This is a genomic window from Duganella sp. HH101, assembly GCF_001758795.1.
GTDB lineage: Bacteria > Pseudomonadota > Gammaproteobacteria > Burkholderiales > Burkholderiaceae_D > Rugamonas > Rugamonas rivuli.
This window is the reverse complement of record NZ_LRON01000001.1, coordinates 136,836-153,838: the sequence shown is the minus strand read 5'-3', so window position 1 is coordinate 153,838 and position 17,003 is coordinate 136,836. Positions and strand designations below refer to the sequence as shown.

Sequence of the window (17,003 nt, the reverse complement as noted above, 5' to 3'; positions counted from 1 at the left end):
CGTAAAATCGAAAAATATTCGGAAGCGGCGAACCGCGCTGCGGCGCCGCCAGGGTTCAATGACAGCCGTCGCCACAACGGCTGCAGCTGTCGATCATAGCTTGCTTTGTAACAAATAAGCAATGATAGGAAAGCGTTATCGGCGTGTTTTATTCGGCGCGCAGCAGCGTGTCGGTGCTGATGATGCGCGCGTCGTGCATCTGGTCCAGGTAGGCTTCCAGATAGCCTTTGTGCGATGCGCCGACGACGACAACGGTGCGGCCGCCGGGCCGCGCGGACATCGCCTCGCGGATGTTGGACGCCATGCGCAGATTGCGCGTCTCCCAGGCGCTGACGTAGCTGCGGCCGAAATGCTGGGGCGACGGCTCCTCCAGCGCGGCGCCGAAGTCGCCGCGGAAAACCAATTCGGCGGCGCCGGCGGCGTTATACGCACGGTACATCGCCAGCACGCCGGCCGGTGTCGCCAGGTCGGCACGCAAGGCATCGTCCTGGCGCTTGCGCGTCGCGCTGTACGGGTTGTCCCACGCTTTCATGATCGCCGCGCCGTAGGCCTTTTCATCGGCGACGTCGAAGTCGGACGTGTGGTCATCCATCGGGTACACCCGTTCATGCCCGCAGCGTGCGGCCAGCTGGGCGGCGATCAGGTAGTCTTCATTGCGTTTTGATCGCAGCTTGTCCAGGATCTCCACCAGCTTGTCGGTCAAGCCGTCGCCGGCGCGCCGTTCTTCGGCCGGAAGGCGCAGCCATTGCACCGTTGCGGACGCGGGTTCGCCCGCCGCCAGGAACAGCGACGCCAGCTGACGGCGCTGGCCTGCCGATGGCGCCGACGGCCAGGCAGCCAGCAGGCGGTCTACTTGTGCGGTGGCGGCCGGCACGTCAAGGCCGGTGGCGCTGGCGGCGGGCGCCGTGTCCCAGCAATAGGTCTTGACCGTATCGGCGTAACGCTCGGGATAGGCGCGCAGGAAAGCGCACTGCGTCCCGGACAGCGCTTCGATGGCGATGGCCTTCGGCTGCCAGCTTGCCAGGCGGTCCATCAGCAAACTCAGATTAGCGGGATCGAAGGTCTTCGGCAGTTGCGACAGGTGGGCCGTGCCGAGCACCAGCACCTCGTTCGACGGCCCCCGTTGCAGCTTCAATGCAGCGGGCTTGAATGGCGGCGAGACCGGCGATTCAGCCGCGCCAACGTAGCCGTAGACGACGGCGGCAACAAGGATACCGGCGATTAAACGCTGCATGAAAAGCCTCCTCAGATAGATGGAATCCGCCATCTTAGGAGGCCACGCCATGGTCGTCCAGAGTATGCGATGTACTGCAGATTCAGCTAGCCAAAATGCAAATTTTCCGGATAGAGCGCGATGCGCGCATCCGAAAAATCAACTGCCCATTTCGACTTCGCTGTAGTCCGGCGCCGGGATGGCGATGGGCGCCCGCCATTTCTCCAGCCAGGCAATCAGCTGGTCGCCGGGGATGGGACGGCTCATGAAGTAGCCCTGGCCCTGGTCGCAGCCCAACTCCGCCAGCAGCCGCCATACGGCCTCGCTCTCGATGCCTTCGGCTACCACGCGCAGGCCCATGTTGTGGCCAAGGTCGATCGTCGAGCGGACGATCTTGGTGTCGCCGACATCGTTCTCCATGTTCAGAACGAAGGACTTGTCGATCTTGAGCTCATTCACCGGCAGCCGCTTCAGGTAGGCCAGCGACGAGTAGCCGGTGCCGAAATCGTCGATCGACAAATCGACGCCCATCGCGCTCAGGCGCTCCAGCGTGTTCTGGGCGCGTACCGGATCGTCCATGATCGCGCTCTCGGTGATCTCCAGGCAGAACGAGCTTGGCGCCAGCTTGTGGCGGGCCAGCGTTTCGGCAAACTTGGCCGGCAGGTCCTGGTCCAGCAGGTCGCGCGTGGACAGGTTGACCGATACCTTCAGCGGATAGCCCTTGGCCGCCAGTTCATGGCACAGCTCCGCCGACTTTTCCATCACCCAGCGCGTCAGCACGCGGATAAAGCCGGTCTGTTCGGCGAAGGGGATGAACTCGTCGGGGAACACATTGCCCCGCTCCGGGTGCACCCAGCGCACCAGCGACTCCATGCCCACCACCTTGCCGGTATCGAGCATGATCTTCGGCTGCACATGCAGGCGGAACTCGTTGCGCTCGATGGCGTTGCGCAGCTCCGTCAGCAGCGACAGGCTCTTCTCGCTGGACTTGTCCATGGCCGCGTCGTAGACCACGGCGCCGTCGTTGCGCTGCTTGGCCGCGTACATCGCCACCTCGGCCATGCTCAGCAAAGCCTCGCCGTGGTTGCCATGTTCAGGATAGCCGGCGATGCCCAGGCCCGCGCCGATGTCGACCATCTGGTCTTCCAGCGACAGCGGCGTCTCCAGCGCCTGCAGGATCTCGGCCGCCATGCGCTGCGCGGAATCGAGGTCGGAGTCCGGCAGCAGCACGGCGAATTCATCGCCACCCAGCCGCGCCACTTGCGCCGACGATTGCCGGCGGTTGGCCAGCAGCAGCTGCAAGCGTCCCGCCACCTGGCGCAGCAAGGCGTCGCCGAAGCTGTGGCCCATGACGTCGTTGACGTGCTTGAAGCGGTCCAGGTCCATCATCAGCACGAACACGGATTCCTCGCGCTTGGCCGCTTCGGCCAGGGCGTCGTCCAGCAGCAGCACGAACTGCGCGCGGTTCGGCAGGTTGGTCAACGTGTCCCAGTACGCCAGGCGGCGGATTTCCTGCTCGCGCTTGGCGATCCCTTCGCGCATGGAGTCGAAGGCATGCGCCAGCGCGCCGATCTCGTCTTCGCGGCTGGTGTCGATCTGGCCCTTGTAGTCGCCCTGCTCCAAGCGCCTGGCGGTGTCGGCCAGTTCGCTGATCGGCTGTGCGATGCGCTTGGCGGTGAACACGATGGCCAGCGCCGACAGGAAGATGCCGCCCAGCGTCAGGCCGATCAGCCAGCGTTCCAGGCGGCTGTATTCGGCGGTCGCTTCGTCGATGGAGCGGGCCAGCAGCACGTTGGCGGTCTGGTCGCCGTACTGGCCGATGGCCAGCAGGCGCGCGCTGTACTGCCCCGCTTCCAGCATCAGGTCGAACGGGCCCGTGGGCGCAGTGGACAAGGCTTGCAGCTGGTCGACCACGGTCTGCGCGGTCGGGCCGTTGAAGGTCGAACCGACGGCCAGCCACTTGCCTTGCGGGTCGCGGGTCAGCACGGTGGTGTCGAGCGAACTGACCTCGCGCATGTCGGTGGCCAGCTGGCGGTCGATCGGGAAGGTCATGACGATCCAGCCGATGGTGATCGGCGCCTTGACCGGCATGACGACGATCTGGTAAGGCCGGTGGTCGACGATGGCGATGCCGTTGGCGCCGTCCGACGCCTCGGCGGCGTCGAGCATGCTGGCGACTTGTTTTTCCAGCGCGGCCGCCTGGCTGTTATTGGTCGAGACGCTGATCTTGCGCTCGGAGCTGACCAGCATCGTCAGCGCGGCCTTGATGCGGCGGCCGCTGTTGACCAGCGCCGATTCGATGGTGGCGCGGTCGCTCTCGTCGTTGTTGCCGATGGCGGCGACGAAGGCGGTATCGCGCGCCAGCAGGCGCGCGCCAAAGCGCAGGCTTTGGGCGTTCTGGTCCAACAGCCGGTGGAATACCTTGGAGCCGTTGTTGAGCTCGCTGCTGATGGCGAGCCGCGCATTGTTGTCGATGCCGCGCTGGATCACCAGCAGGCCGATCAACTGCACAGCCACGACCAACACCAGGAACAGTGTGACGATCCGGCTTTCCAGGCTACGGAAGCGCATACGCATGCTCGGACTATCCCCTAAAGAGTGGACGACGCCGCGTCGTCGGCCGCCGGCGGTTTCATCGGCAGCTTGAATACGGCGGTTGCCAACGCGTCGCCCGCCTTGACGGTCAACACCTGTTCCGGCGTGGCGCCGCCGACGGTGTTGTAGTGCCAGGCCTTGACCACGTACTTGCCGCCGGCCGGCAGTTCGATGCGGGCGGCGCCGGCGCCATCGGTCTTGGCGAAGTAAGGCGTATCGACGACTTTGACATACGCCACCATTTTGTCATGGATATTACAACCGAGTACAACGGTACCCGCCTTATCGAAGATCTGCGGCGTCGCCGACTGACCGGAATACAACTTCTGGTCGAACTTGTGGGCCGGCGAGAACGAGTAGATGTGGTGGCGGACCTTGTCGTTGTTCGGGAAATAAATCTTGGCGCCGGTCTGGACCACGCTGACCAGCGGCACGAATTTCAAGCCCTTTTGCTCGATCTCCGCCGTGGCCGGGGCGCGGCCGTTCGCCGCGCCAGTTTCCGGTTCGACATAGATGATGGTATCGGGCAGCACCTTGCCGGCGGCGTCCTGCACCTGCACGGCGATGCCGGTGGCGCCGGCACTTGCCGTACTCAGCAATAGCAGGGAAAACAGCGCCTGGCGCGCAAGGTGACGGTGCATGGGTGGCCTGATCCGGGTAAGGTAGTTGTGATTGTAGCGCCTGGGCAATAATCCGCAGAGTTGTTTTTTACCGATAGTCATATATTATTTCCACAAGTCATTATCCGGTCACAAAATCTCTATACGATCGTACAGTTAAACCGACTTTTGGCAAGTACATTGTGAATACCGTCCTCAACTCCAACATCATTTATCTGCAGCCCCAGGCCGAGGACGAAGAGGCGGTGTTGCGCGCGCACCTGTACGACATCCTGGCCCGCCGCCAGCTCAGCGCGCTGTTCCAGCCCATCGTGCACATGCAGAGCGGCGAGATCATCGCCTATGAAGGATTGATACGCGGACCCTCCGACAGCCCGCTGCATGCGCCGATGAATCTGTTCAAGGTGGCGCGCGCCAACGGCTTGACGGTCGAGGTCGAGCACCTGTGCCGGCGCGTGGTGCTGGAGCGCTTCGCCGAGCTGGATTTGCCGGGCAAGCTGTTCCTCAACGTCAGCCCGGAATGCCTGCTGCAGCGCGACGCCCGCCATGGCGAGACGCTGGAATACATCCACCAGATCGGCATCAACCCGGACCGCGTCATCATCGAGCTGACCGAGAACCAGCCCACCTACGACTACGAACTGATGCGCGAGGCGGTGCTGCACTACCGCACCATGGGCTTCCAGATCGCCATCGACGATCTGGGCGAAGGCTTTTCCAGCTTGCGGCTGTGGTCGGAGCTGCGGCCCGAGTATGTCAAGATCGACATGCATTTCATCCAGGGCATCAACCACGATCCGGTCAAGCTGCAATTCGTGCGCTCGATCCAGGAGATCGCCGACAAGTCGGATACGCTGGTCATCGCCGAGGGCATAGAGACCCAGGCCGAGCTGCTGGTGCTGCGCGATGTCGGCGTCGCCTTCGGCCAGGGCTACCACCTGGGCCGTCCGCATGCGCAGCCGGCCCGGGCCGCGCCGGCCGAGGTGGTCAAGGCGCTGGCGCGCAACGGCGTGGCGGTCTATCCGCAGCGCGCCGGCGAAAAGCACGGCGCCAGCATCTACAAGCTGCTGCACCAGGTCGACGCCGTGCCGTCCAGCATGAACAACAACGAGGTGTACGAAATCTTCGTCAAGCACCCCAAGCTGCTGATCATTCCGGTGGTGGACCATGGCGTGCCGCTGGGCCTGATCAGCCGCTTCGACATGATCGACCACTTCGCCCGCCCCTACCAGCGTGAGCTGTACGGCAAAAGATCGTGCAAGCAGTTCATGGACGCCAACGCGCTCATCGCCGACAAGGACACCAGCCTGCAAGACCTGAGTTTCCGCATGGTGCAGGCCGACGCCCACCATCTGTTCAACGGCTTCATCATCACCGACCAGGGCCGCTACCTGGGCATGGGCACCGGCCACGACCTGATGCGCGAGATCACGCAGATGCAGATCAACGCCGCGCGCTACGCCAATCCGCTGACCCAGTTGCCGGGCAATGTGCCGATCAACGAGCATATCGACCGGCTGCTGGAAAGCGGCGCGCGCTTCTGGGTTTGTTATGTCGACCTCGACCACTTCAAGCCCTTCAACGACGTCTACGGCTACCGCCGGGGCGACGACGTCATCCAGCTGACCGGCAAGCTGCTCAGCGAACACAGCGACGCCGACCGCGACTTCATCGGCCACATCGGCGGCGACGATTTCATGATCCTGTTCCAGAGCGAGGATTGGGAGGCGCGCTGCCGCGCCATCCTGGACGAGTTCAGCCGCCATGTGCTGGACTTCTACAGCATCGACGACCGCGACCGTGGCGGCTACATCAGCGAAGACCGGCAAGGGAAGAAAGTGTTTTACTCGTTGATGAGCTTGTCGATAGGCGCGATCCGCGTCGAACCGCACCAGTACTACACCCACCACCAGATCGCCACCGCAGCGGCCGAGTCAAAAAAACAGGCCAAGAAAATCCACGGCAACAGCCTGTTCATCGATCGCCGCCAGCAGACCGCCTGAGCAGTACTGGCTCATGCCGGCCGTGCCGGCACGGCGTGGGCCGCGCGCCAGCGGCGGGCCGCTTCGCCGGCGGCGGCCATCGCCTGCGGCGTCAAGCTCAGTTCGGTTTTTTTGCGCTGGCTGGCCGCCGCCAATTCGGCAGCTTCCGCCGCCAGCGTCAGCCACATGCAAGACGCCTGATCGTCGCGCGCCACACCACGGCCGCTGCCGTACATGCCGGCCAGGTTGAACTGCGCCAGCGCATGGCCCTGCTCGGCCGCCCTGCGGTACCAGTTCACGGCCACTTCCTCGTCGCAGGCCACGCCCAGGCCGTGGGCGTACATCACGCCCAGGTTGTTTTGCGCGCTGGCGTCGCCCTGCTCGGCGGCGCAGCGGTACCAGGCCACCGCCCGCGCCTCGTCCTTGGCGACGCCCTGGCCGTTGGCATACATCACGCCGACATTGAACTGGGCGTTGGGCGCGCCCTGCTCGGCCGCCATCCGGTACCATTCCAGCGCGCGCTGCTCGTCGCGCGGCACGCCGCGCCCGCGCGCGTACATGCCGCCGAGGTTGTACTGCGCCAGCGCATGGCCGGACTCGGCCGCGCGCCGGTACCAGATGAACGCCAGTTCGTCGTCGCGGTCCACGCCCTTGCCGTTGGCCAGCATGATGCCGAGATTGAACTGGGCGTCCGCATCCTCCTGCTCCGCCGCCCGCAACAGCCAGGCGTAGGCCCGCAGCAGGTCCGGCGTCACGCCCAGCCCCTCGGCGTAGGCGACGCCCACCATGCGCTCGGCCACGGCGCAGCCCTGGGCGGCGGCTTGCCGGTACCAGGCCAGCGCCTGCGCATCGTTGCGCGCCACGCCATGGCCGTTCCGGTACATCAAACCAAGATTGAGCTGGGCGCTGGCGTCGTTTTGCAGCGCGGCCTTGCGGAACCACGCCAGCGCCAGCGGATAGTTGCGGCGCACGCCACGGCCGTGCACATAAGCCTCGCCCAGCAAGGTCTGCGCGCTGGCGACGCCCTGCTCGGAGGCGCGGTAAAACCACGACAAGGCGGTCTCGTCGTTGCGGGCCACGCCGCGCCCTTTTTTATACATCTGCCCGAGATTTTGCTGCGCCGATACTTCGCCCTGCAGGGCTGCGGCGCGGAACCAGCGCACGGCTTCCTTGTCGTTGCTGGCGACGCCGCGGCCGTTGTAGTACATCACGCCCAGGTGATTCTGGGCGAACGCCAGACCCTGCTGGGCCGCCTTGAGCATCCAGTGGAACGCGCACGCATCGTCGCGCGCCACGTCCTGCCCTTTTTTATAGACCAAGGCCAGGTTGAACTGGGCATAGGGATCGCCGCGCTCGGCCGCCTCCCGGTACCATAAAAAGGTGTCGTATCCTGCCCTCGCCGAGCTATGATTTTTCATGGTACACCTCTGGCCAACAACATCACAATGTTGGTTAAAGTGTAAAACGCGGTCCCGGCTAGAGTTTGAGCGCGCTCAAACGAGTAATGATAAAATGTTATCGTTTTAGTGCCTGGCTACCCGCTGTGCGCCATCGGGTTTGGGACCAAGCGCGTACACGCCCATCGCCAATACCGTCAGGCACCAAACGATCAGCGCGCCCGATGGCAGGTCGTACAGCGTGGACAGCACCAGCCCGCTCGCATAGCCCGCCGCGCCGATCAGGTAGGCCAGCACCAGGCGTTTCTTGCCGACGTAATGACGCACGGCCAGGCCGGGCACGATCAGGCTGGTGAACACCAGGTACACGCCGACCAGCTGCACCGAGGCCGTCACGGCCAGCGCGAAGATCAGATAGAAGCCAAGCCGGCTCAGGCGGTCGCGCAGGAAATACAGCAGCCCGCAGATCAGCACCGTGCCGACGGCCGGCAGCAGCAACTGTTCATAGCGCACCCACAGAATCTGGCCGGCCAACAAGTCCTGCAAGTGCTCGCCGCCGTGAGGATTGTGGGCCACGAGCAGCAGCCCCGCCGTCGCGGCCAGGATGAACATCACGCCGATCTGCGCCTCCTGCACTTCCGGCCAACGCTTCTCGGTCCACGTCAGCAGCAGCGCGCCAAGCACGGCTGCCGCCGCGGCGGCGGCCTGCACCGCCCAGCTTTGCGGATCGAGCTCGGCCGCGCCGGCGATGATGACGCCCAGCGCGGCGATTTGCGCAATCGCCAGATCGATGAACACGATGCCGCGTTTCAGCACCTGCGCGCCCAGCGGCACGTGGGTCAGCAGCACCAACAGGCCCGCCAGCAGCGCCGGCAGGATGATCATCAGATCGAGCGATTCGGTATTCATTTATTGGCATCCACCAGGCGTTGTACAGTCGAGTCGAACAGGCCGAACAGGTCTTTGCTCTTGTCGTCGCCGCCCACGGAGAACGGCAGCACCACGGCAGGAATCTTCGCATGCTCGGACAGCCATTGCGAGGCGCGCCCGTCCTGGTAGGCCGCGCGTATCACCATCCTGGCCGGCGCCCGCTGCAACTGCGCCAGCAGTTCGGACAGGTGCGCTGCGCTCGGCTCCACGCCCGGCTTGGGCTCCAGCGTGCCGACCTGACGCAAGCCCAGCCAGCCCATCAGATACTCCATGTTCTTATGGTGCTCGACCACGGCCACGCCCTTCAGCGGCGCCGCCTGCTTCTCCCACTTGAGCATGGCCGCATCCCAGCGCGCCGCGAAGTCTTTCTGTCGGGCCTGGTAGTAGGCGGCGTTGGCCGGGTCCAGCTCGGCCAGGCGCCTGGACAGCGCCACGCCGACCAGCGCGATATTGTGCGGGTTCTGCTGGATGTGCGGATTGCCGGCGGCATGCACATCGCCTTCGCTGCGGTCGACCTTGCCCGGCACGTCGAGGCGCGGCACGAAGGCGCCCGCCTCGAAGTTGCCCGGCTGGCCGGCGGCGATCTTGCTGTTGCCCGATTGCTGGACCAGCACCGGCAGCCAGCCGACCTCCAGCTCCAGTCCTGTGCAGACCAGCAGGTTGGCGTTGCGGGTGCGCGCGATCAGGCTCGGACGCGCTTCGATGCGGTGCGGGTCCTGCAGCGCGTTGGTGGCGCTGGAGACCTTGACCTTGTCGCCGCCGAGCTCGTTGGCCAGCGCTTCCCATTCCGGCTCGCAAGCCAGCACGTTGATGGCCGCATGCGCCGAGCCGGCGATCATGAAGGCTGCGGCGAGCAGCAGCGATTTGAGTGTCTGTTTCATGCCTGCTCCTTTAGAAAGCGTGGGCAGCGTGCGTGCCCAGGCTCATGATGTATTGAAGGAAGATCTGGTTGTCGGTGACGCCGGGACGCGATTTGTCGCGCGCCAGTTGCAGGCGCAGGCGCGAGAACTCGGACGGGCTGTAGTCGATCATGAAGCTGCTGCGCGACGGGTTGTAGGCTTCCAGGATCGGCAGGTTGGCCCAGGCCAGCGTGCCGTTGTCGATCAGGCCGATGCGCTGCGTACCGGACGACAGGCGGTCATAGCGCAAGCCCGCGCGCCAGGTCGGCATGAACTGGTAGACGCCCTGCAGGTACCAGCCCGACTGCACGCTGCGGTAGTCGCCGCTGGCGGCCGCATCGGTGTCGACCGCGTAGTTCAGCGTGCCGGTTTCCTTGCGGCGGAAGTACTCGCCCTGCAACTTGAAGTTGGTGTTGACCGGGTTGCCGTTCGGCGCCCATTTGTAGATGGCGTCGGCGATCCAGGTGTTGGATTTTCCGCTGAAGTTGTTGGTCAGGCCGTCGTCTTCATACGCGCGCTTGTCGGCGCCGGTGTGCAGGTAGGACACACCCGCGCGGTAGCTCGACGAGGCGCCGATGTCGTCGCCGATGTGGGCGAACACGCTGACCGCGCCGGCGCCGTTCTTGTTGCGGTCATTGCCAGGGAAGGCGCTGCCGCTGCCGGCTTCCGCGCCGATCTCGACGAACTGGTCGAGCGGCGCCAGCCACTTGGCCTGCACGCCGTCCGGCTTGTACTGGCCGCCGAGGAAGGCTTGATACGCCAGCGGCGCATCGACGAAGTCCCAGGTGTGGGCGTGCTGGCTGTTCAGGTAGCCGATCGACGACAGGAAGCGGCCGGCCTTGATGTTCAAGCCGTTGGCCATGGCGCGGGTCTGGATGAAGGCTTCCTCCACCTCGACCTCGTTCTCGCCGCTCAGCGAGAAGGTCAGCTGGCCGGCGAATTGCGGGTCGATGTTGGCGGCCATGGTCAGCTCGGATTCGCCGAGGCTGAAGCCGCGCTTGCCCGGACCGGTCTCGCCGCCGCTCGGCGCGAAGCCTTGCAGGCGGTACTGGCCCGGATCCTGTTTCAGGTTTTGCAGGGTGCCGCCCAATATCATCGAGACGTTGGGGTTGAACAGATTGCTGGCGGTGTTGGCGCTGCCGGTGGCCGCCGGCGCGGCTGCGGCGACAGCGACCGGCGCTGCGGCAGTGGAAGCGGCGGCAACCGGGGCTGCGGCCGAGGCCGGCGTGCCGGTGGCTGTAGCGCTGCCCGCGCCAATCGCAGCCAGCTGCGCCTTGGCGGCGGCGCCGTCCGCCTGCGCCTGTTGCAGGCGCTGCTCCATGGCTTGCAGGCGGGCTTCATACGCTTGCTTCATCTGGCGGATCTCCGCGCGGATTTCAGCCAGTTCCTTCTGTTCTTTTTTATCTGCGGCATACGCTTGTGGGGCTGCCACGGCGGCGCTCAGTGCGGCCGCGATTACGCTGTGTTTCAACATTTTTTATTCCTGTAGATGACTGCGACAAACCGCACCCCTGCCCAACGGCAGCGGCGACGGATCAACGGGAGACAATCAAGACAGGACGGGCGGCGCTCGCGATCTGAAGCCGCAAATGGTGCGCTGGCAATCGAGCGGAGCCGGCGCGAAGGCGACGGCCACCGAGGTATCGGAAGCCAGCGGGAAGGAATGGAAACGACTATCGACCGCCGAGGCGATCTGCGCGAACGCCATACACTGCGCGCAACTGTGATCCAGCCCCAGCTTGGTGATGCTGGTGCTGACCTCGTCATCCGCCGACTCGGTCGCCTGCACGATGCCGGTCGCCGCCGAGGTGTGCGACAGCGCGTGCGAGTACCCCATCTGCTGGGAGAACACCAGCAGAAGCGACAGCAGCACATGGAAGAAGTTGCGGCGTATGTTCACGAAATACCAACTAACGATGCATCAGTGCCGGTATTGTAATGCGAGCCGCGCATTTTTAGCGTACTTTTTGCTTTTCGAGGAACTGGTGCACCTTGGCGGCGGCCAGCTTGTTGATCGCCACCAGCAGCGACGGATCGACGCCGGCGATGCCGTAAGTCGAACCGATGTGCTTGCCGATGTGTATCAGCACCTCGGCCGCCACTTCCGCATCGGACTCGGCCCGGTGGGCCGCGCTCTTGAAGCGGATGCCGAGCTCGCCGGACAGATTGCCCAGCTTGTAGCTCGACAAATTGGGGAACACGCGGCGCGACAATTTCAGCGAACACACCAGCGATTGATAGCCGGGCGTCAGGCCCAGCCGGGCCGCCTCGGCGCGCAGGAACTTGTCATCGAAGCTGGCGTTGTGGGCGGACAAGGCGTCGCCGCCGATAAAGTCCAGCAGCTCCGGCACCACCTGCGACACCGGCGGCGCACCGTCCACCATGGCCTGCGTGATGCCGGTCAGGCCGGTGATGAACGACGGTATCCGCACATTGCAGTTGATCAGCGAAACATAGCGCTCGACCACCTTGCCGCCGACGATGCGCAAGGCCGCCACCTCGGTGATGCGGTCGCCCATGTCGGGAGACAGGCCGGTGGTCTCGAAGTCGAGCATGACGATAGGTTGGTCGAGCATGATGTTCCCTTTATTTAGCCGAACTTGCGGACGGCATCCAGCGCCAGCCCGGCGCCGATGCTGCCGAACAGGTCGCCTTCGACCTTGCGTGCGGACGGCACCAGCGCGCCGATGCGTTCGCGCAGCATGCGCACGCCGCTGGAACCGCCGGTGAAGAACACCGTATCCACATCGGCGGGCGCCACGCCGGCGTCGCGCAGCATCGACAGCACGGTGTTCTCGACCGACCCGACCAGATGGCCGATGGCGTCGTCGAACTGCGCACGGTCCAGCTCCAGCGTCACCGCCGGCGACAGGCGGTCCAGCGACAGCTGTACTTTGGCGGCGTCGGACAGGGCGATCTTGCCCTCCTCCACCTTCATCGCCAGCCAGTGGCCGGCGCGCTGGTCGATCAGCTTTTGCAGGCGGCCGAGCTTTTCCTGTTCCGCCGCATCGCGCAGCAGATCGGACAGCTGGGTCCACATCTTCTTGGTGTAGGCTTGGTTGATGGTGTGCCAGGTCGCCAGATTGAAGAAATAGCTGGACGGTACTTCGCTGTTGTTGCGCAGGCGGCTGCCGTAGCCCAGCAGCGGCATCACAGAGGACAAGCTCAGGTATTTATCGAAATCCGTACCGCCGATGTGCACACCGCCGTTGGCCAGGATGTCGTCGCGACGCTCGGCCTTCTTCGCCCGCTCGGGCGACAGGCGCACCAGCGAAAAGTCCGAGGTGCCGCCGCCGATGTCGGCGATCAGCACCAGCTCTTCGCGGCTGATCTGCGACTCGTAGTCGAACGCCGCGGCGATCGGTTCGAACTGGAAGGCGATGTCCTTGAAGCCGACCGAGCGCGCCACCTCGGCCAGCGTATCCTCGGCCAGCTGGTCGTTTTCCTTGCTGTCATCGATGAAATGCACGGGACGGCCGAACACGGCCGACGTGAACTGGCGCCCGGCCGACTGCTCGGCGCGGCGCTTGACCTCGCCGATGAACTGCGCCAGCAAGGCGCGGAACGGCAGCGCGCGGCCGCCCACCTCGGTCTGGCCGTCGATCAGGCTGGTACCGAGCAAACTTTTCATGGAGCGCATCAGGCGCCCCTCGTAGCCGGCCAGATATTCGGCCAGCGCTGCACGTCCGAAGGTAACTTCTTCGTCCTCGGCGTTGAAGAAAACCACCGACGGCAAGGTGGTCTTGCCCTCTTCCAGTCCCAACATCACCGGATGTCCGGGACGCACCCAGCCCACCGTGGAATTTGACGTGCCAAAATCGACGCCGCAAGCAATGGCCATGTCGACCCTTCACGTGAATAAAGGGGCGTTATGTTATCAGAAAACCCCGCCTCCATGGAAAAATTGCAGCCGAACCACACCCACCTCAATATTTCTTAAAAGAAAATCGATTATTATTGCCATCAGGTAAGATTTTGATTATGCTGAATTAACTAACAAATATGCAAGCCGCTGTACGCAGGCCCCGAGACGATGACCAAATCCAAGCCGACCATTGAAGTCTGCGCCACCGAACACAAAGCCAGCATTGCCCGGGAAGCCCGCCGCGTCACCTCGTATGACGTGGCGCTGGTGGCCGGCGTGTCGCAATCGGCGGTGTCGCGCTGCTTCAAGCCGGGCGCCAGCGTCTCCAAGTCCACCCATGCGCGGGTGATGAAGGCCGCCGCGCTGCTGGACTACATCCCCAACGCCGCCGCCCGCAGCCTGATCACGCGCCGCTCCAACATGGTGGCGGTGCTAGTCACCAACCTGGCCAATCTCTACTATCCAGAACTGCTGGCAGAACTGAGCAAGCAGTTGAGCGGACTGGGCAAGCGCGTGCTGCTGTTCCCGCTGGCGCGCGAGGCCGATGTCGACCGCGTACTGGCCGACGTCTGGCAATTCCAGGTCGATGGCGTGATCGCCGCCACCCGCCTCTCCGCCGAACACGTGGCCGAATTCGAGCGCCGTCGCATGCCGCTGGTGCTGTTCAACCGCACGCTGCGCGACCAGTCGGTCAACACCGTCACCTGCGACCATCTGGAGGCGGGCCGCATGCTGGTGTCGCGCCTGGCCGCCGCCGGCCACCGGCGCTTCGGCATCATCGCCGGCACCGAGGATTCCACCGTCGCCAACGAGCGCCGCCGCGGCGCCGTCGAACGGCTGGCCGAGCTGGGCCTGCCGCCGCCGGTGGTGGTGCCGGGCGAGTACGACTACAACAGCGGCGCCGCCGGCCTCAAGGCCCTGATCGCGCAAATGGGCGGCGTCCCGGACGCCATCATCTGCGGCAGCGACGTGATGGCCATCGGCTGTCTCGATTGCGCCCGCCACGAGCTGGGCATCGACGTGCCGGGCCAATTGTCGGTGGCCGGCTTCGACGCCGTCGAGCCGTCCAACTGGCTGAGCTACAACCTGACCACGCTGCGCCAGCCCATGCCGAAGATGGCCTGCGCCGCCGCCAGCCTGCTGTGCGCCGTCATCGACAGCCACGAAAGCCAGGTCGAACGGCGCGTCTTCAGCGCCCAGTTCATCGAAGGCGCCACCGCGCGCCTGCACCCGCTGGCGCACGCGCCCACGCTGGAAACAGCATCCGCCACCGGCGCGCGCGTGCCGGTCGCTATAATGTGACGGATGAACGATGCCAACCCTCCCCGCTTTACGCCGCAAGGCCTGATCCCGACTCCCGAACAGACCGCCATTCAGCTGGCGCAGAACAAGGTCGTGCTGGTCGACGCCAACGCCGGCGCCGCCAAAACCACCACGCTGGCGATCCGCATCGGCGAGGCGCTGGCGCGCAAGCTGCCGCCGGAACAGATCCTGGCGCTGACCTTCACGCCGGAAGCGCGCGACGTGCTGCGCCAGCGCCTGCTGGATGTCGGCGTGCCGCCCGCACAGGCGCATCGCGTCGCCGTGCTGACCTTCGAGGATTTCGCCGGCCAGCAGCTGGACCGCATCGACGGCGACAATCTGCGCCTATGCGCCGAAGCGCGCCAGTTGAAGGCCTACGCGCTGGCCGCGATAGACCGCGCCGCCGAGCGCCATGCGGGGCGCATGGAAGGCCTCGATCTGCAAACCCACAGCATCGCGCTGGCCCAGTTCCTCGACGTGCAGCTGCAATTGAAGGCCACCATGGCCTTGGCCGCCGATGTCGAATACATGGGCCTTGAAGAAATCGCCGAGTTGATGGGCGTGCCGCTGACCGACTACCTGACCACCGTCGAATACGAAACACTGCGCCTGGACGGCGGCGCGGGCGCGGTGTTCCGCGGTCCGTTCGACGCCACCTACGACCTGGCCGGCAACCTGCAAGCGGGCGCCCGCCTGGCCGAGCACTTCCCCGACTACCGCATCGTGCTGTGCGACGAGCTGCACGACTTGAACGAGGCGGCCTTCCAGATCCTCGACGCGCTGGTCTCCAGGCCGCACTGCTACTTCGTCGGCGCCGGCGACAAGGACCAGGTGATCCACGCCAAACTGGGCGCCAGCGACGAATACCTGAACCGCCGCTTCGCCCAGAACTATCCGAACCTGATGCGCTACCCGCTCACGTCCACCTACCGCCATGGCCCGCACCTGGCCTATGCGATGGCGGAGTTCAAGCAGAAAGCGGTGGAATCGGGCCTGCCGCTGCGCACCGAGATCCGCCAGGCCCACTACGACAGCAGCGCCGCCTGCGCCCAGCAGGCCGTGGCCGCAGTCCAGCAGTGGAAGGCCGACGGCTATCCGCTCGACGGCTGCGCCATCCTGATACGCGACCGCCATCAATCGATGGCCATCGAGAACGCGCTGATCGAAGCCGACATCGACTACCGCACGCCCGCCATGGCCGGCTACCTGCAACGCGACGAGATCCTGTTCCTGCGCGGCCTGCTGGCGATCGGCCTGAAGGACTTCGCCGCCGTCAAGTCGGAGCAGGTGCGCGCCGCCGTGGTCGACGCCATGATCGCCTTCAGCGAGATGCGCTTCTCCGCGCGCCGCCTGGACAACCTCAAGGCGCAGATCGTCAAGGACCCGGCGCTGCTGGGCGAACTGTTCCTGATCGAAGACACACAGCGCGATGGCGAAGAGCTCAACTACCGCGACGTCGCCAGCGCGGCCACCAAGAAGGCCGTCATCGACACCATCGCCTGGCTGTCCGGCGTCGACCCGGCCACGCCGGCGGCGGCCGTGCTGACCGAAGTGTGCGAACGCGTGAAGCTGGTGGCGACCGCGCGCCGCATCTTCGTGCGTCCCTACGAAGCGGGCGTGGTCAACAAATCGGTGGCCGGGCTGCTGGAAGCGGCGGCCGCCTCCGGCCAGAGCCTGGCCGAATTCTGGGCCGCGACGAACGCGCGCGAAGCCTTCGTGCGCCGCAAGCGCGAGCGCAAGGCGGTGCTGATCGAATGCGTGGCCAACGCCAAGGGCAAGGAGTTCGACCACGTGATCCTGCCCTTCCTGCAGGCCGATGAATTCCCGCACCCGACGCAAGCCCGGGCGGAGGAGGAAAACCTGTTCTACGTCGGCGCCACCCGCGCCCGCGCGCGCCTGACACTGCTGTCGCCGGCCGACGCCGCGCTGCGCAGCGCCTTCATCGCGCAAATGCGCCTGCCCAAATCGGCCGCCGCAGCCGATGCCGCCATCGTCCGCAACCAGGCCAGGCCGGCCGCCGCACCGTCGCGCCAGTACCTCGTCGCCAGCTACCAGGAGAAGGACCAGGTCAAGGCGCTGGGCGCCCAGTTCGACATCGCCCGCCGCGCTTGGTACGTCGAGGCCGGCAGGGATTTGGCCCCGTTCGCCCCCTGGATAAAAAAATAATGCAGTAAGTCAATTTTTCTGAGGGAAACCCTTA

13 protein-coding genes are annotated in these 17,003 nt (G+C 65.1%); 3 read left to right on the top strand and 10 right to left on the bottom strand.

Annotated elements, in window-relative coordinates:
- Positions 1–148: 148 nt before the first annotated feature.
- From DUGA2_RS00500 to DUGA2_RS00490, 3 genes are all read right to left on the bottom strand, one after another.
- Positions 149–1,234, bottom strand: coding sequence for a DUF5694 domain-containing protein (locus tag DUGA2_RS00500; RefSeq protein ID WP_070266594.1), 1,086 nt, complete (start codon positions 1,232–1,234; stop codon positions 149–151).
- A 138-nt stretch (positions 1,235–1,372) separates the two neighbouring features.
- On the bottom strand, positions 1,373–3,790 hold the full coding sequence (locus tag DUGA2_RS00495; protein WP_083296151.1) for a bifunctional diguanylate cyclase/phosphodiesterase: 2,418 nt from the start codon (positions 3,788–3,790) through the stop codon (positions 1,373–1,375).
- A gap of 14 nt (positions 3,791–3,804) precedes the next feature.
- Entirely contained in the window at positions 3,805–4,449 is a 645-nt protein-coding gene (locus DUGA2_RS00490) for a methylamine utilization protein (RefSeq protein WP_070266592.1), read from the bottom strand.
- A gap of 194 nt (positions 4,450–4,643) precedes the next feature.
- Between DUGA2_RS00490 and DUGA2_RS00485 the strand changes: the two genes are divergently transcribed.
- The gene (locus tag DUGA2_RS00485) at positions 4,644–6,431 is read left to right on the top strand and encodes a GGDEF domain-containing protein (protein WP_168167753.1); all 1,788 of its coding nucleotides are present in this window, start codon (positions 4,644–4,646) and stop codon (positions 6,429–6,431) included.
- An 11-nt stretch (positions 6,432–6,442) separates the two neighbouring features.
- Here the strand turns inward: DUGA2_RS00485 and DUGA2_RS00480 are convergent, their stop codons facing one another.
- The 7 genes from DUGA2_RS00480 to DUGA2_RS00450 all read right to left on the bottom strand — a co-directional run bounded on the left by DUGA2_RS00480 (position 6,443) and on the right by DUGA2_RS00450 (position 13,477).
- On the bottom strand, positions 6,443–7,828 hold the full coding sequence (locus DUGA2_RS00480) for a tetratricopeptide repeat protein (RefSeq protein WP_070266590.1): 1,386 nt from the start codon (positions 7,826–7,828) through the stop codon (positions 6,443–6,445).
- Between the two features lie 105 nt (positions 7,829–7,933).
- Positions 7,934–8,716: a metal ABC transporter permease gene (locus tag DUGA2_RS00475; RefSeq protein ID WP_070266589.1), complete on the bottom strand. Its 783-nt coding sequence runs from the start codon at positions 8,714–8,716 to the stop codon at positions 7,934–7,936.
- Complete coding sequence (locus DUGA2_RS00470) at positions 8,713–9,618, bottom strand: metal ABC transporter solute-binding protein, Zn/Mn family (RefSeq protein WP_070266588.1); 906 nt, start codon at positions 9,616–9,618, stop codon at positions 8,713–8,715. Before DUGA2_RS00470 ends, DUGA2_RS00475 begins: the two co-directional genes overlap by 4 nt.
- A gap of 10 nt (positions 9,619–9,628) precedes the next feature.
- Complete coding sequence (locus DUGA2_RS00465) at positions 9,629–11,110, bottom strand: hypothetical protein (protein ID WP_070266587.1); 1,482 nt, start codon at positions 11,108–11,110, stop codon at positions 9,629–9,631.
- A gap of 75 nt (positions 11,111–11,185) precedes the next feature.
- On the bottom strand, positions 11,186–11,536 hold the full coding sequence (locus DUGA2_RS00460) for a hypothetical protein (protein ID WP_070266586.1): 351 nt from the start codon (positions 11,534–11,536) through the stop codon (positions 11,186–11,188).
- 55 nt (positions 11,537–11,591) lie between these two features.
- Positions 11,592–12,212: a PolC-type DNA polymerase III gene (locus DUGA2_RS00455; RefSeq protein WP_070266585.1), complete on the bottom strand. Its 621-nt coding sequence runs from the start codon at positions 12,210–12,212 to the stop codon at positions 11,592–11,594.
- 14 nt (positions 12,213–12,226) lie between these two features.
- Positions 12,227–13,477, bottom strand: coding sequence for an Hsp70 family protein (locus tag DUGA2_RS00450; protein ID WP_070266584.1), 1,251 nt, complete (start codon positions 13,475–13,477; stop codon positions 12,227–12,229).
- Between the two features lie 192 nt (positions 13,478–13,669).
- Here DUGA2_RS00450 and DUGA2_RS00445 point away from each other — a divergent pair, with 192 nt between their 5' ends.
- Both DUGA2_RS00445 and DUGA2_RS00440 read left to right on the top strand, forming a co-directional pair.
- Complete coding sequence (locus tag DUGA2_RS00445; protein WP_083296150.1) at positions 13,670–14,803, top strand: LacI family DNA-binding transcriptional regulator; 1,134 nt, start codon at positions 13,670–13,672, stop codon at positions 14,801–14,803.
- A gap of 3 nt (positions 14,804–14,806) precedes the next feature.
- Positions 14,807–16,969, top strand: a complete 2,163-nt coding sequence (locus tag DUGA2_RS00440) for a 3'-5' exonuclease (RefSeq protein ID WP_070266583.1) — start codon at positions 14,807–14,809, stop codon at positions 16,967–16,969.
- The last annotated feature ends 34 nt before the right edge of the window (positions 16,970–17,003 follow it).